Source organism: Ruegeria sp. CL7, assembly GCF_056536445.1.
Genome location: NZ_JBQFPQ010000003.1, coordinates 292323 through 318870, shown reverse-complemented (window position 1 = coordinate 318870; position 26548 = coordinate 292323). Strand labels below are relative to the sequence as shown.

Here is a 26548-nt window from a genome sequence, read left to right as displayed (position 1 = left end):
TCGCCGGGATTATTCGGCCGCAACGGCAGATTTAGCATTGAAGCGTTCGATGATCGCATCAGCGCAGTCACGACCGTCCCGGATCGCCCAGACCACCAGCGAGGCACCGCGCACGATGTCACCGATTGCATAGACTCCGTCCATTTCGGTCTCGCCGGTTTGGAACGCCGCCTTGATCGTACCCCAGCGGGTGACTGGCAGATCAGGTTGTCCGAACAGCGTCGGCAGGTCTTCAGGTTCGAATCCAAGCGCCTTGATCACAAGATCGGCGTCTTCGACATAGTCCGCGCCTTCAATCACTTCGGGGGCCTGACGACCGGATGCGTCTGGCTGTCCCAAGCGCATCTTCTGAACGATAACACCTTTGACCGTGTCTTCACCCGTGAACCCTTTGGGTGCGCTGAGCCATTCGAAGATCACGCCTTCTTCTTCGGCATTCTGCGTTTCACGCTGTGACCCCGGCATGTTGGCCCGGTCCCGGCGATACAGACATTTGACAGAAGTCGCGCCCTGACGGATCGAAGTACGCACGCAATCCATCGCAGTGTCGCCGCCGCCAATCACGACGACTTTTTTGCCGTCGGCGTTCAAGCGACCGTTGTCGAATTCTTCGACCTCGTCGCCAAAGCTTTTCCGGTTCGAGGCTGTCAGGAAGTCGATCGCCTTTTCGATCCCGGCCAGACCGCTGCCCGGCATTGCCAGGTCGCGCGACTTGTAGACACCGGTCGCAATGATAACGGCATCATGCCTGGCCCGGATTTCTTCGAACTTGGCCGCATCCACGTCGCAATTCAGAACAAACTCGACCCCACCATCAGCCAACAGGTCATTGCGGCGCTGAACAACGTCTTTTTCCAGTTTGAACCCCGGAATGCCATACATCAGCAGGCCACCGGCCCGGTCATAGCGGTCGTATACCGTGACCTGGATACCAGCCTGGCGCAGCATATCCGCAGCGGCCAATCCACCAGGGCCTGCACCAATGATACCCACGCTTTCAGCGCGTTCGGCCGATGGAGCAACCGGCTGGACCCAGCCTTTTTCCCATGCGGTATCCGTTATGTATTTCTCGATCGAACCAATCGTGACCGTTCCATGGCCCGACTGTTCGATCACGCAGTTGCCCTCGCACAGGCGGTCCTGCGGACAGATGCGCCCGCAGATCTCAGGGAAAGTATTGGTGGCCTGACTTACCTGATAGGCTTCTTCCAGGCGTCCGGTCGCAGTCAGGCGCAACCAGTCGGGAATATTGTTGTGCAACGGGCAATGCGACTGGCAGTAAGGAACACCGCATTGGCTGCACCGACTCGCCTGCTCGGCTGCTTTTTCAGCGGCGAACTCGGAATAGATCTCGTCAAAGTCGTCCTTGCGGTCATTGGCAGCACGCTTTTCCGGCATGACGCGGTCGATCTGCACAAATTTCAGCATCGGTTGCTTGGCCACGGGTCAGACTCCATGAATTGGCTAGGTTCCGTTTCTTTACGGGATGCGCTTTTGGATGAAAAGTCAATTATACTGACCTAAATTGAAAAAATGCAGCGTGCCTTCAAGAAAAGTGAAAAATAATTGGAAATTTTAGATCCGATTCGGACCTATATGCGCGCTTTCCTTTTTTTCATCGCCCTTATACCCATAACCCACAAAGAACACGTGGCAGCAGCACGGCAGGGCAGATGAGTTTGTTTCACCTGATTCTCGTAGCAATCATTCAGGGAATCACTGAGTTTTTGCCCATATCCTCATCTGGTCACCTGATCCTGCTGCCCAACCTGTCGGGCTTGCAAGATCAGGGACAAGCCATTGATGTCGCGGTGCATGTGGGAACCCTGGGCGCCGTGGTGCTGTATTTCTGGTCGGATGTAAAACAGGCCCTTGCCGGGTTGCCGCGCGCGTTGACCGGGCGGGGCGACACACCGCAGGCCCGGCTTGCTCTGGGCCTGATCGTTGCAACTGTTCCTACCGTGATCGCGGGCCTCATTCTGCATGCCACCGGGTTGAGCCAGGCCATGCGCTCGATCACGGTCATCGGATGGACAATGCTGGGTTTCGGTCTGCTGCTGTATTGGGTGGATCAGAGGGCTCCTGAAACCAAAGGGGCCGAAAACTGGGGAATACGCGACGCGCTCATCATGGGTCTGTGGCAGGTTCTTGCCCTGATCCCAGGCACGTCCCGTTCCGGGATAACCATAACCGGCGCGCGGCAATTGGGATATACCCGTGAAGACGGCGCGCGGATCGCGATGTTGATGTCGATCCCGACAATCCTGGCGTCGGGCACACTGCTGGCACTGGATGTGGTGCGCGACGCCGATATGCAACTGGCCCGGGATGGGGCCGTTGCAGCGCTGTTTGCCTTTCTTTCGGCCCTGCTGGCGCTCAGCCTGATGATGCGGCTTCTGCGCAGCGTCAGTTTCACACCCTACGTCATCTACCGCGTCATTCTTGGCGTGATACTTTTGATCATGGCCTACAGCTGATCAGATACGCAGGTTTTTGGCCGAGTTCTGAATGTCGTCATACTGACCCGAGGGGCGGAATTTCCACAGGTATTCCGGCAACACCGATTCCAGCGTGGTCGGCACGATCCCAAGGTCTGCAAAAGACCTTGCGCCCTCGGCGACAACATTGTCGTGACGCAGGTTCTCAAGCTGATCGCGCGTCAGAATGTTGTTGGGGAACAGCTGGAAGCTGACAAATTTAACGATATCCAGCACACCCGCCATAATCCGCGCGGCAAAGAACGGCAGGCCGATGATGACGCGGCGACGGTGAATCACTTCAAGCATCTGCTGCATCAAGGCACGAAAGGTCTTAACCTCGGGGCCACCAAGCTCGTAAATACCCGGCTCTGCCTGCCCCAGAACGCCTTTGACGGCAGCTTGCGCCACATCGTCTACGTAAACCGGCTGGAATTTTGTGTCGGCCCCGACCAGAGGCAGGAACGGTCCCATGCGGGTCATTCCGGCGAAACGGTTGAAGAACTGGTCTTCGGTGCCAATGATCACCGAAGGACGCAGGATCACGGCGTCTGGCATATGTTTCAACACGCTCGCTTCACCATGTGCTTTGGTCCGGGAATACGCGCTGGCTGAATTCGCATCCGCACCGATGGCCGAGATATGAACCATCCGCTTGATGCCCTGCTCGGCCGCTAAACGCGCGATGCGTTCAGCTCCTTCGGCCTGCACGGTATCAAACCCGTTCTTGCCAAGTTCGTTCAGCACACCCACGCAGTTCACAACCGCATCGGCGCTCTGCATCGCCAGCGCCACCGAGGCGTCATCCCGAATATTGCACAGCACCGGTTCGACCTGACCCACGGCACCATAGGGTTTGACGAACATGGCCTCGTTCGGACGACGTACAGCCACCCGGACACGCCACCCCTCTTTCGCCATGCGCCGCGCGATGTAGCGACCGACAAATCCCGATCCGCCAAAAATCGTCACCAGTTTCGACATGAGAGGGCTCCTGCTGAGAAATTGCGCCCTAGAACTAGCGCCCGCAGGCCAGTCAAACAAGGCGCTAATTCGCCGCGACAGTGTTGAAAACCATGCGCGAAAAACACCGGCCGGGAACCGAACTCAAAAAACTTTAAAAAATCTCACCGAATCTGGTTGACGCCCCCCGCGACTAGGCTTAAACGCCCCTCCACGACACCTGCCCAGGTGGCGGAATTGGTAGACGCGCTAGCTTCAGGTGCTAGTGTCCGTATGGACGTGGAGGTTCGAGTCCTCTCCTGGGCACCATCTCTTCCGAACATAGATGGCCGTAAACGCTCAATTTCATTGAGTGTTTTACCGATTCTCGGTTATCGCCCGGAACGTGGTGGAACGCTCGATACCCGCAGAAAACACGACATGTGAGGGTTTGGTTGGGGCTTTACCTCAAAAACACGAGCTTGATGCCCCCAATGGCACTTTCCGATCTTTTGATTCGAACGGCATGGCGAAGTCCAAAGCCATTCAAATTGGCTGATGCTGGCGGCTTGTTCGCATTGGCGAAACCAAGTGGCTCAGGACTATGGGAATGGAATTATCGTCATCTAGGGATTTGTCGAACGCATGGCAACGTCCTGCCGCACCAGCAGCCGGTTTACCGGTCAGGAGGCCTGGGCGAATGCCTGCAACGCGGGACAAGGCCGAAGATTGTTTTCTCGGCAATTGCTTTTGCGCACGCGTTGAACGCTGCAACCCGGGATCTGAGTGCTTTGTCCGGATCGAAAACCTGTGTAAATTGCTTGGCGTTCAAATCCGTTTGAGCGTGATGACCGATTGAGCAAACCTGGATTTGTCATCTATGACGTCAACAACTTTGAAGTCCGGGGCCCAGTTCTCCTCGATATAGGAAACGGGCACGATCGCATCGCCGTAAGTCTTGTTGCCATCGGTACCTTCCATGAAGACCAGTTCGCCGCTGTCATAACGCGCGGCAAACTCGGGCACCCTGTCTGCGGACTCTGCGAGTAGCTTGTGCCAAGCGTTCGAACCTCTTCGTTTTCCAAGTTGGAAGTGACGAAGCAAACCTATTCTGTTTCCAAGTATTCTCGGGCCCAATATCTCGCGTCCGCGATTTTCAATGTATCTCAGGAACCGCCTCGGTTGGACAGTGATCACCAGTACAGCGCCGGGTTTGGTAACGCGCGCCAGCTCGTTACGCCAATGCAAATGAACATCCTCTGGCAGATGCGTGAAAACTGAATACGCCATTGCAGACGAAATCTTGCCGCCGGGCAGCGAAAACGCGCCCAATGGCGAAATTTGCATGAACTCGCCTGGCAGATCTCTTTTCCGGCACTCATCAATGATGTTGGCATTTACATCCGCCGCGAATACTGATCGACTTGGATAATCTTTAGAAAACAGGCGAATATACCGTCCCCAACCACATCCGAAATCCAAAAAGCAATCGTTCTTGCTCGGGTTTTCGCCGTGCGTTGAAAACATCTGCTTTGCGTGCACGTAAAAACCATACGCTTCTCTGATTGCACTGGAAAGCGCGCTTCCGACATATTCGACTTGAATATCATTTGGAGGAAAATCGGGCAGAGCGCTTGCAAGCTCGCCTCCTTTGTTTTCAGCTTTAGCCAGCCATAGCTGAAGCCAATCGGCATCGGTCAGTTCGTTGAAGCTTTCATGCAAGTCTCTCATACCGGCTGCCCCGCATCTGGAATGATGCCCTTTGAATACGATACGAAATGCGCGATTACAATTGATTGAGTTTCTGGCCTTCAGTCGACGGGCCAGGTCTTGCCAAGGCTCTTGGCGCGAGCAGGTGCACGTTGAATGCCTGAGCCGAAAGATCAACCGCTTTGTGGTCAGCACGACGGTGCGGGACTTCAGTGGATAGAGTTCTGTGTTGGCCAAAAGTGGCGCCACAGCACCTCCGTCATGGGCTCGAAGCATTCATCTGACGGTTTTGGCAGGTTGATCCGGTTCGAAAAACGGTGAAACCGGACAAACCCACCTTTGCTGAGGCGTCAATGCCAGCCCATCATTTGCGCGCAGATTCAGCAGCTTGGTCGCCGCTGACGGACTGAGAAGATAAGGAACGCATCACATCTGCCGTTATCTGTCGGGTTAATTGCTCAAGCAGAACGCGCATATTGCCGCCCATGAACCCGGCCGCGTTTGACGGTCCTGTCAGCCTCCGGAAGCTTCCCGATCACCTTGTTTACATCCTTAACGCTGCAATACTTCTGCATCGAAAAGCTCATCGATAACGGTTGGCGAAACCGAACGCCGAGAATCCGGCGGACTCCAAGGCCGCACCCGGCCCAACATCCAGTATGGGTCTGCTGTATCGGTACCCTTCCTTCAGGGCATCATTGTGGTTCTGAAAAAAACGGCCCTTGGGATCAATCATCAGGTACGACTTCAGCATGTCTGCGTTGTCTTCAACGCGTATGATGTCCGTCAACGAGCGGTGCCTGTGCACAAAGGCCCGGAACTGCTCATCCGTCACCATGCCGGCCGTGGTTGTCATTGGCAGCGCCCGGAGGATCTTCCACTTGTGGGGTGACAGTCGCGCAATGACTCGAGTCAAGTCCGCCTCGTGATTCTGAGAACTCACAACCGTATTGATCTTCAGCTTCAGGTCAGGGTTGTTTGAGCGTGCCGTTGCGACGCTGTCCCTCAAAGCCTCTGGATCCAACTGCCGAAAGCGACGATCTTCGCGGCCGATCGCCTTGTTCGTGCGCATGTCAGCTGCATCCAGGCTTACTCCAAGCCAATCGAGATGCGGCGCCAGGGCAGACATGGTTTCTGAATCAAGCCTGCTGCCGTTGGTAATGATCGAAACATCAAACCCGATCTGGGCGGCCAGCTCAACGGCACGGATCAAGTCAGCGCGACACAACAATGGCTCACCCCCTGCAAAATTGAGACGGACACGCCGCCAAGTCAAAGTGTCCTTCAAAGGGTTCTTCAAATTTGCAGGATCAAAAAATGCCCAGAGCGATTTCAGCAAATTGGCTGTGTTTTCCGGTTGGCGGATCACGTCGCGCACTGAAGGCGGTCGTTCCCACTTGGCATAGCAATACACGCACCGGTAGTTGCAAGTTTCGTTGACGTGCCAATTGATGACCATTTGGTCGATGCTGTGTTTCAGGGAAGTTTCCACGTTAGGTTCTCCATGTTCATTACATGATTCGAACCTGCCATCGGCGCGCTTCAAAATATCTGACATGAAGCGTGCAAACCAATTTTCCGGAATTGCACTACTAAATAATAACATTTATTGCCAAATATTTACGCTGATTACGAGGGTTCTCTTGGCACTTGTACCTCCACCAGAAGCCATCTTTGTCGAACTGTCCCGGTCTTTCTTTGGCTCAGTAATGGGCAAGCGCGAAAAGACGCGCCTTCTTCGGCGAGAGCTTTCGATGAAGCAGATCGAAAAAGAGCATCGTAGAAGTTGTAGGGAGCTCTTTGTTGCTCTTGAGTTTGATGAGAGCGCGGTCCGGGATGCCGAACAAAATATCTGGGAAGTGGTAATGTTCTTTTGGCGGATCGAGCAGGAGCTTTGGGCATTCGATGCGCCGATCCAACATATAGTCTGGGAGCTTTTGATTCACCTGTACGTGCCGGGCGCTGCCCGACGGGCCGCATTCTGGATGATCGACGACCGTTCGGATGACGGTTTGCCGGACGGGCGGTTTTGGTTTTTGCCGGAACCGGATCCCGCAGACCCATCAAGGCTTCGGCTTCCGGTTCAACAGGTTCTGGATTGGGCCTTCGATTTGATCGGTCTGTCAGTTGAGGGCTACGCTGTTCGTTTGGCGGAAGATCATATCGAAAATGGAATCTGCAACCCGGACAAAGACCCCAAAGCAAAAATCGCGCGGGCCCTTTATCGCTGGCAACAAGGCATGGCTCTTCCTGACCAGGACAGTATCACACGCACATTTCCCGACAGGTTGACTAAGTCCGGGGATACAGGACCAAACCCGGGATCCCGACTACCGTTTTCCGGATGCTGGGAATACGACACGGGCCAAGATCTGGAATACAACTACCAGTCGGCCCGGAATTTCATTCAGGCCCGGAATCTTACCATCCCACGGTTGCGTTTTGACCTGGACATTTCAGAAGACGCCCTGAGCCGCGCCCTGAATGGGCATCCGCCGGAGGACGAAAAGGCAAGATTTACCTTTCTTGTAAGTCGGCGCTTCGCGCGGCGCAGCATGAAGACCATTCGCCAAATGTTGTTGTTCGCGCGCGCGATGCAGGACGGTTACCTGCGCCTTCTCAAACTGCTTTGCCCGGATGTTCAGCCCACATGCGCCGATCCCCGTGAAAACCGCATTCTGGAACTGACCCACATCTTCAAGCTGGTCTACAACCTGACGCTGGAAGCCCATCGCAACACGGCTGGGGAGGGAATATGGGCTCAGGACCAACATTTCGAGGCCAAACTGAAGGCTTGCGTTCCTTGGATGGTGAGTGCGCTTGCGACAATCTTGCCCTCGAATTTCCAGTATCCGGATGCAACACGCGCAGGTATCTGTGAACGCCTGAGCCGACGCTTTTCCGAGATACAAGACGGTGATCGACTACAGGCTTACATCCCCGGTTCCGGGGATCGCGACGCGTTCAGAAAAATCTTTGAACGCGAAAACCAGTCATTAAAAAACGTCGTGGCCGAATTTCAGGATCACCAGTGGCATTGTGAAAGACTGGATCGTCAGGCTGCCGTGGAGGAAATAGAAAAGGAAACGCGCCTTTGGTTTCTGAACAATCTTGCGCAGGATGCGAACGTTCCTGACGTGATCCGGGCCACCTCGACGAACCGACTCGCGGCAATCGCAAAGGGAACTGCGCTGGAGGGCGTTTGGTTCCGGGACGCGCTTGAAGCGACTCGTCAGAAGGGCGACAAGGCACGCGTCGACAAACTGCTGAGTGAGACGAAAGAGCTTGACCCTTCGGACCGCTGGCGTCCGGTTTGGCTTCACCAAAAAGCGCGGCACCACATTAATCTCAATGAATGGAACCAGGCAAAAACATGCTTGAAGGAAGCAATCGAACTGACGCGGATACAAAGCTTCGGCCCGACACGCGGCCTTCTCTCACTTGACCTGCTTGGGCTGGAATTGACGAAGTCAGCATACAATCAGCGAAATCACGGCGGGTTGGTAAGAGATGTGATCATGTTCGGAGTCGTGGACGTCCCGCCAACGGACAAGTGGGTGGTTGTCACGGCGGAAACCCATTTTTGGGAAGAGCTGTATCAACCCTACGCAGGGACGACGCGGCGAAAGAGGGCGCGCAATCAGCGCAGCCAGAGGCGCTGACTACGAACAAATGCACGTACCGTCAGGATCTGGGCCGAAAACCGCGAAAGACCGGCGAAGAGGCACCAACACTGTCAATGGCACCGCTGTGGCGGATCATGTGTTTTGCCCAGAAATGCCTGACGGCCCGACGCCGTCACCAACATCCTGCCCCTTGGAATGCGGAGGATCAGGCCGGCTGCAAAAAAGGCGTTGCAGGGCTCAGGCCTGCTTTTGAACCTCGCCTTCGTCTGCCACCTCTGCCGACTCTGGTGTCACTTCGACCACATCATCCTCGTCCGCGGGCTCCATGACTTCTGGCTCTTCGGATTGATCTTCGAGCGCACCAACGATCAAAGGCAACATATGTACGCCGGTCGCGCTTGCGATTTCGGGTGTTCGTGGTGTCTGCCAGCTGAGCGTGTCGAAGCTGCCACAGTTCTGGCAGACCGGTCCCCATTCAGGTTGGATATCATGGCAATTGGTGCACACCCATTGCGGACCACGCGGCGCATTCAGCGCTTTGGCCAACCAGCCTTGCACAATGGCGTCCGAGGCCCCCTCGCCCCGTTCGATAGCGGCCATCAACGTATAGGCGCGCGCATCTCCCTGCGTTTCGACCACATCGCCCAGCGCACGGCGGGCTTCTGGGAAGTCTTCGGCCACGATGTTCAGTTCGGCCAATATCAGACGCGTTTCCATGTTTTCGGGGTGAATCCGGGTCAACGCGGTGAACCGCTTGATCCGTTGATCAGGGGTTTCATCCGGCACGATGTCGGCAAAGGCATGGGCCAGATCCGGATGCGGCTGAGCCTCCCATGCTTTTTTCAGAATCTTGGTTGCGGCCCGGGGTTTGCCTTTGGCGATATACGCGCGGGCCGCCATGGCAGCGGCTGGCACCAGATCAGGCGACAGGCGATTGGCTTCAATCGCGCGCTCCTGCTGTTCGACCGTCGCACCTTCGTCCAGAATTCCCTTGGCTTCGGACAAGGCCAAAACCGCGTCACGCCGTTTGAAGACATCGCGCGGCAAGTACCCGGCCTTCAACTTGGCCGTCAGAGTCGAACGTGCACCGGCCCAATCCTGCGCCTTGGTTTGCAGGTTCAGCAGCACGTCCTGCGTTTCTTCATGACGTGGTTTGATCGCCAGGGCCTTCTCGGCCAGTTTGCGGGCCGTTTCATCATCACCTTCGGCCAGCTTCTGCTTCATGATCCCGCGCACGCCGACGAAACGGGTGGCGCTGTTGGTCACCAGTTTTTTATAAGTATCCGATGCCTTTTTCGTATCCCCGGTCATCTCGGCGGCCTGTGCCACCAGCAGGTCGGTAAGCTGGGGCTTGTTCAGCAGTTTTTCGGCCTTGCTGGCTTTGGTCATCGCCACGCGCCCTTCGCCCGAGGCCAGCGCCAATAGACCATCAGCCAGCGCCTGGTATCCCTTTTGCTGGCGATTGCGGTCAAAATACCGGGACAAGGCAGTTTCGTCACCGTTCAGGAATTTCAGCGTTGCGATCAGCAGGCTGAGCAACTTGAAAAACAGCCAGACCGCAAAAACCAACACAGCCAGCGCGATCACTGACTGAAGCGGCCCCAGCGTGAATTCCGTGCCCGCGACGGTGATCTGAACCCCGCCACTGGTTTGCATCAGGAAGTGACCGCCCAACGCCAGCAGGCCGATAATCGCAACAAAAACGAGGATCTTAAACAGTGACCACAGCATGGCAGGTCCTTCAGTTCGAGTTCAGGCTGGAAGCCAGTGTATTCGCCGCATCGACGGCGGCGACCCGTGTTTTGGCCGCCTGTTCCCAATCGGACATTGCAGCCTGTGCCGCTTCGGGAAGTGATTTCAGTTCGCTCAAGGCTTTGGCCAGGTCTCCGTCCGCAAGCGCAGCCTGTGCCCGTGACAGGATGGCATCTGGTCCATCCCCTTCCTGTGGCGTGACCGAGCGTGCACCCGTTTGACGTTGCAGGAATGCGATCAGGCCGGTGCCCTTGCCGGCTTCACGGGCTTGGGCCAGCGCGGTTCGGGCCGCAGGCGCGAAACTATCGCGCAGAGAAGAGAGTGTTTCAACACCCTTCTCAGCCGGCCCGGACAGGGCATCCGGTACATCCACACCGCCTGCTTTCAGTTCTGCAACCAGATCGGAATAGGGTTGACCCGCATCCAGTTGCCCATGCAAGCGGGACAGAACAGCGGCATTGGCCGCAGCCTGCGCATCGGCTGTTGCTTTCGCCTCCAGCGCCTGAGCGTCGGAAACCATTTTTTCAACCTCGGCCCGTTGCGAGGCCAGCGAGTCCTGAAGCTTCTTCAGCTCAGCTTCGAAGGCGGCCATGGATTCGGGCGACACGCTGGATTCGATCGGGGTTTTCTCAAGCGTCGCAATGCGCTCTGACAATGGTCCGATTTGGCCTGACAGCGTATCCACTGTGGATTTGATCGCGCTCAGGTCACTTTCCACGGGTGTCAATTTGTCGGACAGCGCTTTGACCTGATCCGTCAAACCAGCAACATCCGGACTGTTTGCAAGCGCCTGAGACAGCTTGGCAATCTGGTCGGACTGGTCTGCCAGTTTGGATTCCAACGCTGCCAAGGTATCCGAGCTGTCCGAGCCAGTTGACAACAACCCGCCATTGCCCAGCGCAAACCCGACGGCGGCAGCGATGGCACCGCCCAGCAAAGCGGGAACAAATCCGCCACGCTTTTCAACGACACGCTCGACCACTTTTTCTTCGACCAGGGCAGTATCTTCAGTCGACGCTTCGGCTTCGGCTTCGGCTTCGGCTTCGGCTTCGGCTTCGGCTTCGGCTTCGGCTTCGGCTTCGGCTTCGGCTTCGGCTTCGGCTTCGGCTTCGGAAAGTTCTTCTTCTACGGCCTCAGTCGGGTCAACAGGTGTATCTTCCTGTTGCAGTTCGGGTTCGACGACGTCATCTGCCTTGGGGGTTTCCACCGGCTTTTCTTCGGACTTTTTCTTACCAGCCACCGCAATATTCCCCTTATCGAATCCAAATTCAGATGAATAACAGCCCCACTCAAGTTAATCGGGGACCGCGCCGCCCTCAACCCGCAACGCATGTTTCACAAGCTTTTTGACAGCCTTACGCATTTTCTTTGGTGTCGGCTTCTTTGCGATCTTCAGGCGCGCATAGTCCAATGAATAAAGGGGATCCGCCGTGGCCTGACTGATTGCGGCCAACCACAAAGGCGCGGATCCGGTCCAAATATCGGCAAAATGTCGCGCCGTTCTTGGTGAAAAAAGCGGTGCGATTACCGGCGAATCCAGAGCTGCCACCCGGGTCGCTTCGGATGTTAGCGGCAACAGCAATTGCTGGTAGACTGGCAGTTCCCCCACGGTCAAGCCGGATTCGGTCAGTCGACCGGCAACATTGCCGCGCGTGTTCTCACCCCTCAAATGCAACAGCGGGCTTTTGGGCCTCCGCTTCAGCAGATGTCCCACCAGTTCTTCCGCCGTGGCCCCGACCATTTCGGCCTGCCAGCCGCAACCCTTCGCTGTGCTGGTCGTTGTCGGTCCGACGCAGAAGGCGGGCAGGTTGCGGTCCACACCTTTCAGGGCCGCCGCGTTCACCGCATTGGCCGACGTGAAAATCAATCCCTGCACACCCTCGGTCTCAACCTCGACCGGCAGCGGCCGGATTTCCATGATCGGAGAATAGATGACCTGAACCCGGGATTTGGTGCGGGTCGGCAGCTGCGCGACGAACCGTTCAGAGGCAGCGCGCGGGCGGGTCATCAACAAATACAACGTGCGGCCCCTTGGCCCTTCAGGATTGTTTGCATCCGCGCAGGGTGATACCCCGCCGTTAGATCATGATGCAACGGATCAGGGTGATGGTGCAAACACTTACCGTACTGGGATTGGAAAGCAGCTGCGACGATACCGCCGCGGCCATCGTGCGCCAAACGACGGGCGCCAAGGCCGAAATCCTGTCATCCGTGGTGCATGGCCAAACCGAACTGCACAGTCCTTTTGGTGGCGTCGTGCCCGAGATCGCGGCCCGGGCGCATGCGGAAAAGCTGGATGTCTGCGTTCTGCAAGCGCTGGACACCGCTGGTCTTTCCCTGAAGGACGTGGACGCCGTTGCGGTCACCGCCGGGCCGGGTCTGATCGGAGGGGTCATGTCAGGCGTCATGTGCGCCAAGGGGATCAGTGCGGCAACCGGTCTGCCGCTGGTGGGTGTCAATCACCTTGCCGGTCACGCGTTGACACCACGACTGACGGACAACATTGCCTTCCCCTACCTGATGCTTCTGGTGTCTGGCGGCCACTGCCAATTCCTGATCGCCCACGAGCCCGAACATTTTACCCGCCTTGGCGGCACCATCGACGATGCACCAGGCGAGGCCTTCGACAAAACCGCCCGCCTTCTGGGCCTGCCGCAACCTGGTGGCCCTTCCGTCGAAGCCGAGGCGCGCGCCGGTGATCCCAAACGCTTTCGATTTCCCAGGCCGCTTCTGGACCGACCCGGTTGCGATCTGTCCTTTTCGGGATTGAAAACGGCCTTGATGCGGATGCGCGACCAGATCGTGAACGAAAAGGGTGGCTTGACGCGCCAGGACCGCGCAGATCTGTGCGCTGGATTCCAGCAGGCGATTGTGGACACGTTGGCCGAAAAGACCCGGCGAGCGATTGATCTGTATCTGGAAACCTCTCCGTCTGAACCCGTGATTGCCGTTGCCGGAGGGGTTGCCGCGAATTCGGCCATTCGGTCTGCATTAGAGTCTGTTTGTGCTGAAAAGAACACCAGATTCACCGCCCCCCCGTTGGCGTTGTGCACGGACAACGCGGCGATGATAGCCTATGCTGGCCTGGAACGCTTTCGTACCGGCGCGCGGGACGGGCTGGACCTGACCGCCCGCCCTCGCTGGCCTCTGGATCAGCACAGCCCGGCCATGCTGGGCGGCGGCAAGAAAGGGGCCAAGGCATGAGTGTATCCATTCTGGGCTCCGGTGCGTTTGGCACTGCTCTGGCTATCTCACTGGCAGGCAACGGGCCAGTGACACTGTGGTCAAGAAACGCCGATCAGGCGCAGCAGATACGCGAGACGCGCGAAAATGCAACCCGGCTGCCCAACATAACCTTGCCCAAGGGCATCACCGTGACCGCGGATATCGCCGAGGCGCTCAGGGCTGACACGCTTTTGTTAGCCGTCCCAATGCAGAAATTGCGCAGCGCTTTGCAGGATCACGCCCCGGCCCTGCGCGGCAAGACTCTGGTGGCCTGCTGCAAGGGAATTGAACTGACCTCGGGGCTTGGACCTGTCGCGGTCATCAAAGAGGGCGTGCCGGACGCCCGCGTCGCGCTGCTGACCGGGCCCAGTTTTGCAGATGACATTGCACATGGCCTGCCCACCGCTTTGACGCTGGCTTGCGAGGATACGGAACTAGGCCAGGCGCTTCAGGCCGAACTGACGACAGCGAACCTGCGCCTCTATCGCACCACAGACACGATCGGCGCTGAACTTGGCGGCGCACTGAAGAATGTCATGGCCATTGGCTGCGGTGCCGCCATCGGCGCAGGTCTGGGAGACAGCGCCCGGGCGGCCTTGATGACCCGCGGGTTTGCTGAGATGCAGCGCTTTGCCGCGATGCGCGGCGCGCGCCCAGACACCCTGATGGGTTTGTCCGGACTGGGGGATCTTGTGCTGACCTGCTCTTCCGAACTGTCCCGAAACTATCGTTTTGGCCTTAGTTTGGGTCTGAATCGACCCTTTGACAGCCAAACAACGGTTGAAGGCGTCGCCACCGCTCGTGCCATGTCGGACATTGCCGCCAGGGAGGGGCTGGATATGCCCATCAGCGCCACGGTGGCGGACCTGAGCCATGGCGCCTACAGTGTCACCGAAGCCATTCAAAACCTGCTAAATCGACCCCTCAAGGAGGAATAACATGCTGATCGCCCTCATCGCTCGTGACAAACCAGACGCGTTGCAAACCCGATTGGACAACCGCTCGGCCCACCTGGCCTATATCGAAGAAACCGGCGTCGTGTCACAGGCCGGACCGTTGCTGAACGGTGACGCCATGATCGGTTCATTGATAATCCTCGATGTGGAGGACCTGGCCGCAGCACAATCATGGGCCGACGGCGACCCTTACGCAAAGGCAGGATTGTTCCAATCGGTTGAGCTGATCCCGTGGAAAAAGGTGATCGGTTGATGGCCTATTGGTTGTTCAAGTCAGAACCGTCGACCTGGAGTTGGGATCAGCAAGTCGCAAAGGGCGACGCGGGCGAGGAATGGGACGGAGTGCGCAATTATCAGGCGCGCAATTTCATGCGTCAGATGAAAGTTGGGGACCGGGGGTTCTTCTACCATTCGCAAAAGGACAAGTCCGTTGTTGGCATTGTCGAAGTCTGTGCCGAGGCCCATCCCGACAGCACCACCGATGATGAACGGTGGGAGTGTGTCGACATCAAAGCCGTGCGGCCCTTTTCCAAACCCGTAACGCTGGACCAGATCAAGGCGGACGAGCGTCTGGCCAACATGGTGCTGGTGAAGAATTCTCGCTTGTCGGTGCAACCCGTGACCGAGGATGACTGGCGGGTGATTTGCATGCTGGGTGAAACCCAGCCTGATTGAACGGGAAAATGGCGCCGGGCGCAGAACTTCTCAAACCCCTGGCAAGATGCTATCTTTCCTTGGGCTTTGCCGGGTGAGATCATGTCGGTCGCGGTTTTGTGCGATCGAAATTGCCGGGTGGTGTTCGAATAAAGATCGGTCTTTCTTGAAAGCAAAAACCCATGTCTGACGACGAAGGCGGCAATGGGATATTCGAAGACGCCGTTGCTGCGAAGAATTCAAAAAACTGGGAAGCGCGCCTGAAAGAGGCGCGTGAAAAGCGTGCCAGACTGCTCAGCGGGGCGCAGGGTGAAGCGCAGGAAAAGCCCACCCTGAAACCTTCCGAGACAGAGCACCTGCCCCGGCCAGACGAAACCAAAATCGAAGAGATCGTATCAGACCGGGTCCGTTCCCTGCATTTGGAAGAACCAAAAACCAGGAAAAAACCCTTGGTCAGAGCAGGTATTATTCTGGCCGCCTTGGTTTGCGGCGCGATCCTGCAATGGGCGGTCACACATATTGCCGGAACTTGGCGCTCCACCGGTGGAAGGCCACCAGCCAGCCTGGATGCGGCGACTGAAACTCTTCCTGAAATCGAGGAGCTGCTTTCAGACAGAGCGCCCACCGTCAGAATCGCTGAGTCACCGGCCCCACGAGACACACAAGCAGCCGAGGACCTCGCCGATTCAGCGTCTTCCGAAGTCGCGCCCGTTTCCACCCCCGCAACCATCGAAGAGGCCGAGGGTGCGATCACAGGCGCATCTCTCGACCAGAGCGTCTCGGTTGAGGCGCTCGTGACGCCACCCGTTCCTGCCGAAGGCATTTCGGCTGCGGATGACCAAGACAGGGTGGAACCAAGACCCCCAACCCCAGAAGCGGAACCGGTCGTGTCTTTGTCCCCGCCAGCCATATTCATTCCGCCACAGCTCGAACCCATCTTGGCCACCGCTTCTTCTGCGGATTTTCAAACCCTGTTTCCAGCTTCTGCCGAACCTCCGTGGCGCCACACCAACCGGTCGAACAAAGACAGCTTTTCGCAGACGTCCTTGATGGTTTTGGACCCTGTCCAGCAAGAGATCACTTTTTCTGCAGCCCCGTCTTATGCAGAGGTTAAACCGCTTTCGCCCGCACAATCCCCCATTGATCTGGAAGTCTCGCTTTTTGTTCCCTTGAGAGTGTCACAAGACGCCAGCAGCCGGGCTTTGGAACTGCTTACACAGGGCCGCGCGACGGTTGTGTCAACAGACCGCGTGGGTTTTCGGGTCAGAGAAACACAGGTTCGTTTCTACCATCCAAGCGACGCTGAAAACGCGGCGCTGGCAGCTGATGCTCTTGGCGGAATATTGAGGGACTTCACGAATTCGGGCAGCAAGACCCGTCCGGGGCGGATAGAAGTCTACTTGGCAGGCAGCGGTGGCGCGTCATCCAGGAATTCGGACCCAAGGCCCACGGCATTCGACAATTTCATTGCGCGTATTCTTGGCGAACTCAGATAAGAAACGAGGGAAGGCTCTGACGATACAGAACCTTCCCTACCCCCGCGTGCTCCCTACTCACCACACGCGTATGGAAATATCTGGTTCTGACCGTCCTGGTCACAGGTTGAACTTAGCGCAACCGCACCCTTGGTTTCAAATGCCAAGTCTTTAAATTGAAACTCAAATTAAGTACGCCCGCCAGAATCTCGGCGGGCGCTTGGCAGAATCGACCGGGTCAGCTGTAAACGGATTCTTTTCCGAAATGCTTGGTCAAAATATAATAGACAACGGCACGGTACTTGTTGCGCTCGGACATGCCATAGGTTTCCATGGCTTTGTTGATCCCTTCCATCAGCTCGGGGCCATCTGCCAGACCCAGCTTTTTGATCAGGAAGTTGTTCTTGACGGTTTCCAGTTCCGAGTCCTGGCTGGCCGCGACAGTTGCCGCATCTGCGTCATAGATCGCCGGACCACAACCGATGGTGACCTTGGTCAGCAGGTCCATATCGGGGTCCATCCCGCATTTGGTTTTCAGGTCTTCTGCGTATTTGGCGATCAGCTCGTCGCGCTTGCCCATATCCTAGTCTCCTTGATCCGTTTACCCGGCACCTTTTACCGATGATCGAAAGACTAGCCGCGTCGCAGGCTTTTCCAAAAGGAAAAAAATTTGCGATTTCTCCCCCTTGGTCGCAGCCTGCACGTTTCTTGCTGAAAAGCCTAGCGGCAATAGCCCCACCCCGGGCCTTGCAAGTGGAAATGATCCGCGTGCAAACGATTGAAATCGGGTCCAAGAACCACGCGAAACCAACCGCAGGCCCCGCGCCAGATCCGTCGAAAAAAGGCGCCTTCCGGTCCGGAGCCCTGCCAGTTTGACAACAAGGTCAGCGTCCGACCGTCAACGGTATCCACACCGACGATATCTATCGAATCCGCGCGGGCATGGCTGCTCCACCCACCGTTTTCACCCTGCGCGGTGCGCATGGGGCGGCAATTGTAACTGCCGATGTGGCGCAATCGGGAAACGTTGGACCCAAGCAGATCGCGTGCGGCGGGCTGCACGACGTGGTATTCCCACATGGTCAGGCGCAAAGCCGTGGCGCAACTGGTTTCAACATCCTCGATCCCTGATGTCACCAATTTGGTCAGACGACCCCGACCAGCGATGCCGCAATTCTGATCGACAACCAGGTCCGCCATCGCCTCAAACCGAACACCTGCGTCTTCCAGAGCGGCCCGGCACTGTGCTTCGCTCGCCAATGCGCGGTTCAGTTGGAGCTTGGTGACGGGTGTGATCGGGGCGGTTACCTTCAGATCACGCAACGGGTTCCAATGTGACGGTATCGGCGTTTCGGGATGCGCCAACACCCACCAGACACCACCGCCCAAAAGGATCACAACAACCGCCAGCCTGAAAAAGAAAGACGCCGCCAGGTACAAATACCGGCGGCGCCCAGATTTCTGCGTCATACCCAAACTGCGATCAGTAGCGGTAGTGTTCCGGCTTGTACGGACCTTCCGGTTTGACACCGATGTACGCGGCCTGATCCGCATCCATCTGCGTCAGCTTCACGCCGATGCGATCCAGATGCAGGCGGGCCACTTTCTCATCCAGATGCTTGGGCAGGATGTAGACCTTGTTCTCGTACTGGTCACCCTTGGTGAACAGCTCGATCTGGGCCAGAACCTGGTTGGTGAACGAGGCCGACATCACGAAGGACGGGTGCCCGGTGGCATTGCCCAGGTTCAGCAGACGGCCTTCGGACAAAAGGATGATGCGGTTGCCCGAGGGCATCTCGATCATGTCCACCTGTTCCTTGATGTTGGTCCATTTGTGGTTTTTCAGGCTGGCCACCTGAATTTCGTTGTCGAAGTGGCCGATGTTGCCGACGATGGCCATGTCCTTCATCTCGCGCATATGCTCGATGCGGATCACGTCTTTGTTGCCGGTGGTTGTGATGAAGATATCCGCGGTGGCAACTTCGTCTTCCAGCAGGGTCACTTCGAACCCGTCCATCGCGGCTTGCAGGGCGCAGATCGGGTCGACTTCGGTGACTTTCACACGGGCACCAGCACCGCGCAACGACGCGGCCGAGCCTTTGCCCACATCACCGTAACCGCAGACCACTGCAACCTTGCCGGCCATCATCGTGTCGGTGGCGCGGCGGATACCGTCGACCAGCGATTCCTTGCAGCCGTATTTGTTGTCGAATTTCGACTTGGTGACGCTGTCATTCACGTTAATCGCCGGGAACGGCAGATGCCCTTCCTTGACCAGCTGATACAGGCGGTTCACACCAGTGGTGGTTTCCTCGGAAACACCCTTGATCTGATCCCGCATCTTTGTGAACCAGCCCGGGCTTGCCGCCATACGCTTGGCGATCTGCTTCTTGATCACCTCTTCCTCTTCCGAACCCGGAACAGGGATGATGTCCTCACCCGCTTCGGCACGGGCACCCAGCAGGATGTACAGCGTCGCGTCGCCGCCATCATCCAGGATCATGTTCGGGCCTTCCTCGAACAGGAAGGATTTGTCCAGATAATCCCAGTGCTCTTCCAGTGTCTGGCCCTTGACGGCGAAGACGGGAATACCCGCCTCGGCAATCGCGGCGGCGGCGTGGTCCTGGGTCGAGAAGATGTTGCACGACGCCCAGCGCACATCCGCACCCAGCGCCACCAGCGTTTCTATCAGAACGCCCGTCTGGATGGTCATGTGCAACGACCCGACGATACGCGCCCCTTTCAACGGCTTGCTGTCGCCGTATTCCGCGCGCAGGGACATCAGGCCCGGCATCTCGGTTTCGGCTATGTCCAGCTCTTTGCGGCCAAAGCCAGCCAATGAAATGTCTTTAACGATATAGTCCCCGGCCATCAGGTGCTCCATTTTCCGGTAAATCACAGTCCCGGCTGCCCCTAGCATTCCTTGGGGCAGGTGGCAACTTTGAAGACTGTGATCGGAAACGATATGGCCAATATCAGCTTGGTGTGCCTTCAATTTCGATCTTTGGTATCGCTTCAAAAAAATCGGTGCCAACGGCAACAATACAGCTGATACCGTTCGCATTGGTTACCAAAACGGTATAACTTCCCGTTTCTTTCGAGGTCCAAACCTCCATCACCGATTGCGCGCCGCGTGTTTTTTGCAGGCCGCCAAAGGCCAATTCCTCGGCATAATTCTCCTGCAATCTGGATATGATGTGATCCCGTGCCGCACAATTCTGGGCAAAGGCAGGCGGCGCGGTGGCGGCCATTCCGAAGGTCAGCGCGATTGCGAATAAACGTTTGAACATAGGGTGCTCCTTTCGATACGTGTTTCAGTTCGAGAGGGGCACACTGGGAGGAGAATGCACCCCCCTCAGTCTTTAATGTCGGGATCATACCGCGCCGTTTCAAAGCACGAACGCTCAAGAAAATGTTGGCAGCGTGTGATCCAGACAGGTACATCATACCATAAAAACGCGAATTGAACGTGTCCAACTTCACAAGGCATAGCAGAATGGCAACACAACCCAGAGCGTGGCAAAGGATGCTGTCGGGTCGCAGGCTGGACCTGCTGGACCCGACACCGGTGGATATCGAGATTGAAGACATCGCACACGGCCTTGCCTTTGTCGCTCGTTGGAACGGTCAGACAAACGGCGATTTCGCTTATTCCGTGGCCGAACATTCCCTGCTGGTTGAAGAGATTTTTGGCCGTATTGCCCCAAAAACACCCATGAAATGGCGTTTGGCGGCCCTGTTACATGACGCGCCCGAATATGTGATCGGCGATATGATCTCGCCCGTGAAATCCGCCGTCGGCCCAGATTATGGCGCGTTGGACGACCGGCTGGCGGCAGCAATCCATATACGGTTTGGACTTCCGGCTGAGGTGCCGAAAACGGTGAAACGCCAGATCAAGAAGGCCGACAAGATCAGCGCCTGGATGGAGGCGACACAGATTGCCGGGTTTTCCGAGGCCGAAGCCACGAAATTCTTTGGTCGCCCGGACAGGGGGATCATGGCGGGTTTACAGATCAGGCTGCGCCCCCCGGTCGAGGTGCGGCACGCCTTTACGGCGCGGCACGCAGAATTGATCGCTCAGATCTGAGAGGCGCTTTCCGAATGCGGTGAGTGGTACGGGGGAACTGGTGGAAGAATGATGAAAACAAAGACCGGAACCCGAGTTTTGCTTGTCGTCAACGTCGTGCTGACTTTTGGTCTTGCGGCGGCGTTGGTCGAAACCGGGTATGTCTCGAAGGCGCTCAGAAAAATCTCGGGCACATATGTCCCGGTCACGGAAACCGATCACTACAAGCTCATGGTCTGGCTGCACGAGCGGCCGATTTCTCAGGCGCTCGCCTCACCGGATATTCAGATCGCTTTCATCGGCGATTCCATAATCGAAGGGTGGTTGACCAGCAACGTCCTGCCCAACGCGCTGAACCTTGGGATCAGCCGCGACACCACCCCGGGCCTGATCGCAAGAGCAAAACCGGAACTGATTGCCCATGTCCCGACATGGTATCTGGGAATCGGGGTCAATGACGCTCTGACGGCCACACCGCCAGAGAAGATTGCAGGCTATGTCGCACAGTTGAAGGCCCTGTTCATACCTGCTGACAGGTTGATCTGGCGTGCTGTGTTGCCCGTCACCGGTGCTAACTGGACCGCGGAACAAGAGGCGTTTCGAACGGCCTTCAATTCGGCTGCACAACAGGCCTGTCAGGATATGGCGAACTGCACGTTTCTGACCCCGCCGGACGGGTTCGCCGAAAAAACCGCCGACTGGACATCGGACGGGTTGCATCCCAACGCAACCGGATATCGTCAGCTGGCGCGGCAGCTCTGCGCAGAAATCTCCTGCTCACCCTGAAGCTACTGAATGGGTACGGTCAGCTCCGCTGCCCGCAGACCTGTCTGAAACTTAGGCAGGGTTTGTGTTCGCCCTGTTTCAGCCAAAGACGTAGAAGCACAGTTTGTTGCCATCCGGGTCACGCACATAGGCACCATAGAACCTGTCGGGGACGCGTTGACCAGGTTCGCCTTCGTCCACCGCACCCAGGCTGATTGCCTTGTCATAAAGTTCCTTGACCTCATCCTTGGAGTCGGCTGCAAAGGCGACCATGTTGCCATTTCCGGCGGCGCAGACATTGCCGTCGTAGGGCTCGCACACCGCCAGCATCGGCGCGTCGGGTTTGTTGCCGATGAACGCGATCCGGCCTGCGTCTATAACCACTTTCGCGCCCTTGTCCGCGAAAAGCTTGGTATAGAAGTCCTTGGCGCGCGCCATGTCCGAAACGCCAACGGTTACATATCCGATCATAAAGTGGTCCTGTTCTGACAAAAGATTCCAGATGTGCCAAACAGTCCTCGACAGGGTCCAAGGTTACAAGTCACTAAACCGTCATCGAGCGGCCGGCAGACCTAACGCGGGCTGCGTTTCGCCAGTATCCGCTGCAACGTCCGCCGATGCATATTCAACCGTCGCGCGGTTTCGGAAACATTCCGGTCACACAGCTCATAAACGCGCTGGATATGTTCCCAGCGCACACGGTCCGCGCTCATGGGGTTTTCCGGCGGCGGGGGCATCTCGTCACCCTTTGCCAGCAATGCGTTCGTGATGTCGGTGGCATCCGCAGGCTTTGACAAATAGTCGGTCGCGCCGATCTTGACTGCCGCGACGGCGGTCGCGATCGCACCATATCCGGTCAGAACAACAACTCGGCTGTCGGGGCGTTTTTCCCGCAATACCTCGACAACGTCCAATCCGTTGCCATCCTCCAACCGCAGATCGACGACGGCATAAGCCGGGGGCCGGGCGGTGGATATCGCGCGCCCTGCCGCGACGGATCCTGCTGTCTCAACCTCGAAGCCACGCTTTTCCATGGCCTTGGCCAAACGTCTCAGAAACGGCTCGTTATCATCAACCAAAAGCAGGGATTTGTCAGGGCCGATGTCAAGCTGAGAAGTGTCTGCCATATGTTAGGTCTTTCGCTATTTCATGCCTTTGGCTCGAACATGAGTAATAGCAGCGCGGGAACAAAGGTCAAACAACCTTGTTACGACGCGGCCTGTTCCAGGAAGCATGCAACCTTGTCCGCCATCTGTTCGGCCGTGTCTTCGCGCTTGAAGAACTCCAGAAATCCATTTTCGGGTGTAACCAGATACGTAAAGGTGGAATGGTCAACCAGATAGAATTCGTCGCCTTTGTCATGCGCTTTGTAATAGGTCTTGTAGGCCTTGCTGGCCGCCTTGACCTGTTCGGGCGAGCCGGTCAGGGCGATCGTCTTGCCCCCGAGATTGAAAGCATAGTCGGCCATGACTTCGGGCGTATCGCGATCCGGGTCAATCGAGATGAACAAAGGTGTCACCGACAGCCCGCGTTCAGCCAGAATATCGACAGCCTCGGCGTTGCGGGACATGTCGAACGGGCAAACGTCCGGGCAGAACGTGTATCCGAAGTAAACCAGCGTCGGTTCGGTAATCACATCTTTTTCCGTAACCGTCTCGCCTTTACCGTTCACCAGTTCAAATGGTCCACCAATTGCGGCGGCACCCCCGGCGATCTGGCTGGACCGACATTGTGCGAACTTGTCATCGGACCCGCCACCCCGTGTCAGAATCCACATGGCCCCAAGTCCGATAGCCAGAACAAGAGTTGCGAGAATTGCGAGAAGGCGGGTCATTTCGATTATCCGGTCTCAGGGGGTTGTTGATCGTTCCGGCCGGGACACCTATCAAGATGACCAGCCGATGCAACAGGACATAAGCGACCGATGGCAGAATCCAATCAGACTTTTTGGCGCGGCCAGGAACGCAGCAGCTGGATTCGCCTGCGAACCCTGATCCTTTTGCGATGGGTGGCCATCATCGGCCAGCTCACCGCAATCACGGTGGCCCAGCGATATTATGACGTGCAGCTGGAACTGGGCCTGTGTTACCTGGCCATCGGAATCTCGGTCATGGGTAACCTGACTGCCATATTGCTGTTTCCGCAAAACAAGCGCCTGACCGAGTTTGAAAACTTCCTGATGGTTCTGTTCGACCTGCTGCAATTGTCAATTCTGCTGTACTTGACCGGCGGGCTGAACAATCCGTTTGCGCTGCTTCTGCTGGGCCCGGTCACGATTTCAGCCAATGTCATGAGCACACGATCAACCCTGATTGTCGGCGCCGTCGCAATCGTTCTGACAACTGTGCTGGCGGAATTTCACCTTCCGTTGCGGACAAGTCTGGGGCTTGTTCTGGATATCCCCGATATCCTTCTGTTTGGAAACTGGGCCGCGATCATCATCGCCATCGTCTTCATCGGCGCCTATTCCCACCGCGTCAGTTCCGAAGTCCAATCCATGTCCGAAGCGCTGGCCGCCACGCATATGGCGCTGGCGCGCGAACAGAAGCTGACCGATCTGGGCGGCGTCGTCGCCGCTGCCGCGCATGAACTGGGCACGCCTCTGGCGACGATAAAACTGACCAGCGCGGAACTGATCGAAGAACTGGACGACCGTCCGGACCTGAAAGATGACGCCGCTTTGATCCGCGAGCAGGCAGACCGTTGCCGTGACATTCTGCGCGACATGGGGCGGGCGGGCAAAGATGATCTGCACCTGCGGCAGGCACCGCTTTCGACAGTGGTGAACGAAGCGGCCGAACCACATGTCGGTCGCGGCAAAGAGGTTCATTTCTCTGAAGGCCCCGCGCAGGACGGGGATGTTCAGCAGCCCTCGATCCTGCGCAAACCCGAGATCATTCACGGTTTGCGCAACCTGATTCAGAATGCCGTGGATTTCGCCCGCGCAAATGTCTGGGTCGAGGCCGAATGGACCGACAGCAGGATCACCGTCAGCATCATGGATGACGGGCGGGGATATCCGCCCCACATGATCGGACGCATCGGGGATCCGTTTATGCGCCGAAGACGGGCAGAATCCGATCAGAGAGCACGCCCGGAATACGAAGGGATGGGCCTGGGATTGTTCATCGCCAAAACCCTGCTGGAACGCAGCGGCGCCGAACTGGAATTCGCCAATGGTTCGGACCCCTACCAGCATCTGACCGACAATCCTGAACGGCGCGGGGCAATCGTCAAGGTGACCTGGCCACGCAAACTGATCGATGCACAGAAGGGTGACACCCCGGTCCCGTCGGGATCCAACACGCGCATCCAGGTGTGAATTAAGAGACCGTTAACCAATCCCACGCATAGTCTGTCCTTGTATCGTTCAGGCTTGGGGAATTTGATGGCCGATTGGATTATTCTGGCCGCGATCAGTCTTGTTTCGTGCTGTTTCGCCGTTCTGTGGCTGTTGCCACGCCGGGCTCAGCGCGACAAGGCTTTTGGTTTGTTTTCGAACACCTCGCTGTTTGATGCCGTATTCCTTTTCGATGGCAACCAACTGATCAGCCATTCTGATTTCGCACTGGCCGGGTTTGAGCATATTGAAAACTGGCTGGACCTGCGGCGCTTGTTGCAAAGGGATTTCCCCACCTTTCCCGAAACTTCCGACAAAGTGCGCGATCAGGGCAAAATCTTGGTATCGGCCATTGACTGCACGGTTGAACGAGAAGTCGTGTGTGAGTGGATCGACGGTATCGTCCGCGTTCGACTTTGCGAATGCGCCAGGACCTCCTCGGCCGGATCGGTTTCCCCAGGCGAACCGACTCGTCTGGCAATGGATCTGGCCCCTTACCCTGTATGGTTGGCGGATAACGACAATCGGGTGCAATGGTGCAATGCCGCCTATGTCGCACTTGTTCAAAAGGCGCGTGATCAGGACGCCGATCTGACTGCGCCGCTTTTTGAAAGCCCGGAGGATGCCACAAGACCTACCGGAAAAACCCGCGTGTCGGTGGATGTTGCAGATACTGATCGCAAGCTTTGGTTCGATTTGACTCGGATCGAACACGAGAACGGTCATCTATGCTATGCCGTTGACGTCAACGCGATTGTCGAGGCGGAAACCGCCCAGCGCAAATTCGTGCAGACCATGACCAAGACCTTTGCCCAATTGTCCATTGGTCTCGCCATTTTTGACCGCAATCGGCAACTGGCCCTGTTCAACCCGGCCCTGATCGATCTGACCACGTTGCCGCCCGATTTCCTCAGTTGCCGCCCCAGCCTGAGCAGTTTCTTCGACCGCTTGCGGGATCAACACATGATGCCCGAACCGAAGAATTACCGCAGCTGGCGGCGTCAGATGAACGACCTTCTCGAAGCGGCTGAAGATGGAAACTACCACGAGACGTGGTCGCTGCCATCCGGATCGGTCTATTCCGTCAGCGGCCGCCCTCACCCGGACGGCGCAGTGGCGTTTCTATTCGAGGATATCACCGCCGAAATCACCCTGACGCGGCGCTTTCGATCAGAAATGGATCTGATGCAGTCCATCCTGGACAAACTGGCGGACGCGATTGCCGTCTTTGCAGATGACGGTACGCTGGCCTTCACCAACTATGCGTATCAAAAGCTGTGGGGAGACGCGCACGAGGTCGGGTTCCAAAGCGAAACGGTCACCGATGTCACGCGACGCTGGCAAGACCTTTGTATTGCGACGCCGGTTTTGGGTGAGGTGCGGGATTTTGTCGAAATGCGGGAAAACCGCGCCGAATGGACAGCTGAAATCCAGATGAGAACCGGCATAACCGTGGATTGCACCGTCACACCGGTTCATAACGGCGCGACAATCGTGCGGTTTACGCAATCCGAGTTTCCCTCGAAATCCACCGCGATGGAACAGATCAGCGCCTGA

At 57.0% G+C, this 26548-nt stretch carries 25 protein-coding genes and 1 tRNA gene; 12 read left to right on the top strand and 14 right to left on the bottom strand.

The window, feature by feature from the left end:
• Positions 1-9 precede the first annotated feature (9 nt).
• Positions 10-1443, bottom strand: coding sequence for an NAD(P)-dependent oxidoreductase (locus ACR0LI_RS11800; RefSeq protein ID WP_210093104.1), 1434 nt, complete (start codon positions 1441-1443; stop codon positions 10-12).
• A gap of 230 nt (positions 1444-1673) precedes the next feature.
• On the opposite strand from ACR0LI_RS11800, the gene ACR0LI_RS11795 reads away from it, so the two are divergent.
• Positions 1674-2477 carry an undecaprenyl-diphosphate phosphatase gene (locus ACR0LI_RS11795; RefSeq protein ID WP_171723970.1) on the top strand — a complete coding sequence of 268 codons (804 nt, stop codon included), beginning with the start codon at positions 1674-1676 and terminating at the stop codon, positions 2475-2477.
• Here ACR0LI_RS11795 and ACR0LI_RS11790 read toward each other — a convergent pair whose 3' ends face one another.
• On the bottom strand, positions 2478-3461 hold the full coding sequence (locus ACR0LI_RS11790) for a complex I NDUFA9 subunit family protein (protein WP_480718556.1): 984 nt from the start codon (positions 3459-3461) through the stop codon (positions 2478-2480). It abuts the gene before it with no gap.
• A 201-nt stretch (positions 3462-3662) separates the two neighbouring features.
• Between ACR0LI_RS11790 and ACR0LI_RS11785 the strand changes: the two genes are divergently transcribed.
• A tRNA-Leu gene (locus tag ACR0LI_RS11785) sits at positions 3663-3749 on the top strand.
• Between the two features lie 498 nt (positions 3750-4247).
• On the opposite strand, the gene ACR0LI_RS11780 is transcribed toward ACR0LI_RS11785, so the two are convergent.
• Entirely contained in the window at positions 4248-5150 is a 903-nt protein-coding gene (locus tag ACR0LI_RS11780; protein WP_480718555.1) for a class I SAM-dependent methyltransferase, read from the bottom strand.
• 562 nt (positions 5151-5712) lie between these two features.
• Positions 5713-6687 (bottom strand): viperin family antiviral radical SAM protein, encoded by a 975-nt coding sequence (locus tag ACR0LI_RS11775; RefSeq protein WP_480718554.1) that lies wholly within the window; start codon positions 6685-6687, stop codon positions 5713-5715.
• Here ACR0LI_RS11775 and ACR0LI_RS11770 point away from each other — a divergent pair.
• Complete coding sequence (locus tag ACR0LI_RS11770; protein ID WP_480718553.1) at positions 6581-8791, top strand: hypothetical protein; 2211 nt, start codon at positions 6581-6583, stop codon at positions 8789-8791. The genes ACR0LI_RS11775 and ACR0LI_RS11770 overlap by 107 nt on opposite strands.
• A gap of 201 nt (positions 8792-8992) precedes the next feature.
• Here ACR0LI_RS11770 and ACR0LI_RS11765 read toward each other — a convergent pair whose 3' ends face one another.
• Genes ACR0LI_RS11765 through ACR0LI_RS11755 form a run of 3 tightly spaced genes read right to left on the bottom strand, consistent with a single transcriptional unit; the run spans position 8993 to position 12527 of the window.
• Positions 8993-10486, bottom strand: a complete 1494-nt coding sequence (locus ACR0LI_RS11765; RefSeq protein WP_480491628.1) for a heme biosynthesis HemY N-terminal domain-containing protein — start codon at positions 10484-10486, stop codon at positions 8993-8995.
• 10 nt (positions 10487-10496) lie between these two features.
• Positions 10497-11747 carry a COG4223 family protein gene (locus ACR0LI_RS11760; protein WP_480718552.1) on the bottom strand — a complete coding sequence of 417 codons (1251 nt, stop codon included), beginning with the start codon at positions 11745-11747 and terminating at the stop codon, positions 10497-10499.
• Between the two features lie 54 nt (positions 11748-11801).
• Positions 11802-12527 (bottom strand): uroporphyrinogen-III synthase, encoded by a 726-nt coding sequence (locus ACR0LI_RS11755; protein ID WP_480491632.1) that lies wholly within the window; start codon positions 12525-12527, stop codon positions 11802-11804.
• 86 nt (positions 12528-12613) lie between these two features.
• Between ACR0LI_RS11755 and tsaD the strand changes: the two genes are divergently transcribed.
• From tsaD to ACR0LI_RS11730, 5 genes are all read left to right on the top strand, one after another.
• Complete coding sequence (tsaD, locus tag ACR0LI_RS11750) at positions 12614-13711, top strand: tRNA (adenosine(37)-N6)-threonylcarbamoyltransferase complex transferase subunit TsaD (protein ID WP_210093109.1); 1098 nt, start codon at positions 12614-12616, stop codon at positions 13709-13711.
• Entirely contained in the window at positions 13708-14670 is a 963-nt protein-coding gene (locus ACR0LI_RS11745; RefSeq protein WP_480620647.1) for an NAD(P)H-dependent glycerol-3-phosphate dehydrogenase, read from the top strand. The genes tsaD and ACR0LI_RS11745 overlap by 4 nt, the downstream gene beginning before the upstream one ends.
• A 1-nt stretch (position 14671) precedes the next feature.
• Positions 14672-14941 (top strand): YciI family protein, encoded by a 270-nt coding sequence (locus ACR0LI_RS11740; RefSeq protein WP_171116638.1) that lies wholly within the window; start codon positions 14672-14674, stop codon positions 14939-14941.
• The gene (locus ACR0LI_RS11735) at positions 14941-15363 is read left to right on the top strand and encodes an EVE domain-containing protein (RefSeq protein WP_171723979.1); all 423 of its coding nucleotides are present in this window, start codon (positions 14941-14943) and stop codon (positions 15361-15363) included. Before ACR0LI_RS11740 ends, ACR0LI_RS11735 begins: the two co-directional genes overlap by 1 nt.
• A gap of 161 nt (positions 15364-15524) precedes the next feature.
• A complete protein-coding gene (locus ACR0LI_RS11730) occupies positions 15525-16838 on the top strand; it encodes a hypothetical protein (protein ID WP_480620646.1) in 1314 nt (437 codons plus the stop codon).
• A 217-nt stretch (positions 16839-17055) separates the two neighbouring features.
• Here ACR0LI_RS11730 and ACR0LI_RS11725 read toward each other — a convergent pair whose 3' ends face one another.
• The 4 genes from ACR0LI_RS11725 to ACR0LI_RS11710 all read right to left on the bottom strand — a co-directional run bounded on the left by ACR0LI_RS11725 (position 17056) and on the right by ACR0LI_RS11710 (position 20107).
• Entirely contained in the window at positions 17056-17397 is a 342-nt protein-coding gene (locus ACR0LI_RS11725; protein ID WP_171171577.1) for a DUF2853 family protein, read from the bottom strand.
• Between the two features lie 140 nt (positions 17398-17537).
• Complete coding sequence (locus tag ACR0LI_RS11720) at positions 17538-18287, bottom strand: extensin-like domain-containing protein (protein ID WP_480486214.1); 750 nt, start codon at positions 18285-18287, stop codon at positions 17538-17540.
• A 13-nt stretch (positions 18288-18300) separates the two neighbouring features.
• Positions 18301-19689 (bottom strand): adenosylhomocysteinase, encoded by a 1389-nt coding sequence (gene ahcY / locus ACR0LI_RS11715; RefSeq protein ID WP_171116646.1) that lies wholly within the window; start codon positions 19687-19689, stop codon positions 18301-18303.
• Positions 19690-19792: 103 nt separating this feature from the next.
• Positions 19793-20107 (bottom strand): hypothetical protein, encoded by a 315-nt coding sequence (locus ACR0LI_RS11710; protein WP_171635301.1) that lies wholly within the window; start codon positions 20105-20107, stop codon positions 19793-19795.
• A 206-nt stretch (positions 20108-20313) separates the two neighbouring features.
• Here ACR0LI_RS11710 and ACR0LI_RS11705 point away from each other — a divergent pair, with 206 nt between their 5' ends.
• A complete protein-coding gene (locus ACR0LI_RS11705; protein ID WP_171206515.1) occupies positions 20314-20907 on the top strand; it encodes an HD domain-containing protein in 594 nt (197 codons plus the stop codon).
• A 48-nt stretch (positions 20908-20955) separates the two neighbouring features.
• Positions 20956-21672, top strand: a complete 717-nt coding sequence (locus ACR0LI_RS11700) for an SGNH/GDSL hydrolase family protein (RefSeq protein WP_480718551.1) — start codon at positions 20956-20958, stop codon at positions 21670-21672.
• A gap of 78 nt (positions 21673-21750) precedes the next feature.
• On the opposite strand, the gene ACR0LI_RS11695 is transcribed toward ACR0LI_RS11700, so the two are convergent.
• The 3 genes from ACR0LI_RS11695 to ACR0LI_RS11685 form a co-directional block, all read right to left on the bottom strand.
• Positions 21751-22122 carry a VOC family protein gene (locus ACR0LI_RS11695; RefSeq protein ID WP_171635307.1) on the bottom strand — a complete coding sequence of 124 codons (372 nt, stop codon included), beginning with the start codon at positions 22120-22122 and terminating at the stop codon, positions 21751-21753.
• A gap of 101 nt (positions 22123-22223) precedes the next feature.
• Positions 22224-22778: an ActR/PrrA/RegA family redox response regulator transcription factor gene (locus ACR0LI_RS11690; protein ID WP_480718550.1), complete on the bottom strand. Its 555-nt coding sequence runs from the start codon at positions 22776-22778 to the stop codon at positions 22224-22226.
• 80 nt (positions 22779-22858) lie between these two features.
• Positions 22859-23485 carry an SCO family protein gene (locus tag ACR0LI_RS11685; RefSeq protein WP_480718549.1) on the bottom strand — a complete coding sequence of 209 codons (627 nt, stop codon included), beginning with the start codon at positions 23483-23485 and terminating at the stop codon, positions 22859-22861.
• 90 nt (positions 23486-23575) lie between these two features.
• Between ACR0LI_RS11685 and regB the strand changes: the two genes are divergently transcribed.
• Together regB and ACR0LI_RS11675 are read left to right on the top strand one after the other, a co-directional pair.
• The gene (gene regB, locus ACR0LI_RS11680; protein ID WP_171635312.1) at positions 23576-24973 is read left to right on the top strand and encodes a sensor histidine kinase RegB; all 1398 of its coding nucleotides are present in this window, start codon (positions 23576-23578) and stop codon (positions 24971-24973) included.
• Positions 24974-25039: 66 nt separating this feature from the next.
• On the top strand, positions 25040-26548 hold the full coding sequence (locus tag ACR0LI_RS11675; RefSeq protein WP_209834398.1) for a PAS-domain containing protein: 1509 nt from the start codon (positions 25040-25042) through the stop codon (positions 26546-26548).

What these genes read in the sequence shown, in the direction of transcription:
- ACR0LI_RS11720 (WP_480486214.1), bottom strand. Translation starts at nt 18,287, where the DNA reads ATGACGCAGAAATCTGGGCGCCGCCGGTATTTGTACCTGGCGGCGTCT.
- ACR0LI_RS11770 (WP_480718553.1), top strand. Translation starts at nt 6,581, where the DNA reads ATGACCATTTGGTCGATGCTGTGTTTCAGGGAAGTTTCCACGTTAGGT.
- ACR0LI_RS11675 (WP_209834398.1), top strand. Translation starts at nt 25,040, where the DNA reads ATGGCCGATTGGATTATTCTGGCCGCGATCAGTCTTGTTTCGTGCTGT.
- ACR0LI_RS11780 (WP_480718555.1), bottom strand. Translation starts at nt 5,150, where the DNA reads ATGAGAGACTTGCATGAAAGCTTCAACGAACTGACCGATGCCGATTGG.
- ACR0LI_RS11730 (WP_480620646.1), top strand. Translation starts at nt 15,525, where the DNA reads ATGTCTGACGACGAAGGCGGCAATGGGATATTCGAAGACGCCGTTGCT.
- regB (WP_171635312.1), top strand. Translation starts at nt 23,576, where the DNA reads ATGGCAGAATCCAATCAGACTTTTTGGCGCGGCCAGGAACGCAGCAGC.
- ACR0LI_RS11685 (WP_480718549.1), bottom strand. Translation starts at nt 23,485, where the DNA reads ATGACCCGCCTTCTCGCAATTCTCGCAACTCTTGTTCTGGCTATCGGA.
- tsaD (WP_210093109.1), top strand. Translation starts at nt 12,614, where the DNA reads ATGGTGCAAACACTTACCGTACTGGGATTGGAAAGCAGCTGCGACGAT.
- ACR0LI_RS11705 (WP_171206515.1), top strand. Translation starts at nt 20,314, where the DNA reads ATGGCAACACAACCCAGAGCGTGGCAAAGGATGCTGTCGGGTCGCAGG.
- ACR0LI_RS11775 (WP_480718554.1), bottom strand. Translation starts at nt 6,687, where the DNA reads ATGTCAGATATTTTGAAGCGCGCCGATGGCAGGTTCGAATCATGTAAT.
- ACR0LI_RS11700 (WP_480718551.1), top strand. Translation starts at nt 20,956, where the DNA reads ATGATGAAAACAAAGACCGGAACCCGAGTTTTGCTTGTCGTCAACGTC.
- ACR0LI_RS11735 (WP_171723979.1), top strand. Translation starts at nt 14,941, where the DNA reads ATGGCCTATTGGTTGTTCAAGTCAGAACCGTCGACCTGGAGTTGGGAT.
- ACR0LI_RS11725 (WP_171171577.1), bottom strand. Translation starts at nt 17,397, where the DNA reads ATGGGCAAGCGCGACGAGCTGATCGCCAAATACGCAGAAGACCTGAAA.
- ACR0LI_RS11795 (WP_171723970.1), top strand. Translation starts at nt 1,674, where the DNA reads ATGAGTTTGTTTCACCTGATTCTCGTAGCAATCATTCAGGGAATCACT.
- ACR0LI_RS11690 (WP_480718550.1), bottom strand. Translation starts at nt 22,778, where the DNA reads ATGGCAGACACTTCTCAGCTTGACATCGGCCCTGACAAATCCCTGCTT.
- ahcY (WP_171116646.1), bottom strand. Translation starts at nt 19,689, where the DNA reads ATGGCCGGGGACTATATCGTTAAAGACATTTCATTGGCTGGCTTTGGC.
- ACR0LI_RS11740 (WP_171116638.1), top strand. Translation starts at nt 14,672, where the DNA reads ATGCTGATCGCCCTCATCGCTCGTGACAAACCAGACGCGTTGCAAACC.
- ACR0LI_RS11765 (WP_480491628.1), bottom strand. Translation starts at nt 10,486, where the DNA reads ATGCTGTGGTCACTGTTTAAGATCCTCGTTTTTGTTGCGATTATCGGC.
- ACR0LI_RS11695 (WP_171635307.1), bottom strand. Translation starts at nt 22,122, where the DNA reads ATGATCGGATATGTAACCGTTGGCGTTTCGGACATGGCGCGCGCCAAG.
- ACR0LI_RS11710 (WP_171635301.1), bottom strand. Translation starts at nt 20,107, where the DNA reads ATGTTCAAACGTTTATTCGCAATCGCGCTGACCTTCGGAATGGCCGCC.
- ACR0LI_RS11745 (WP_480620647.1), top strand. Translation starts at nt 13,708, where the DNA reads ATGAGTGTATCCATTCTGGGCTCCGGTGCGTTTGGCACTGCTCTGGCT.
- ACR0LI_RS11790 (WP_480718556.1), bottom strand. Translation starts at nt 3,461, where the DNA reads ATGTCGAAACTGGTGACGATTTTTGGCGGATCGGGATTTGTCGGTCGC.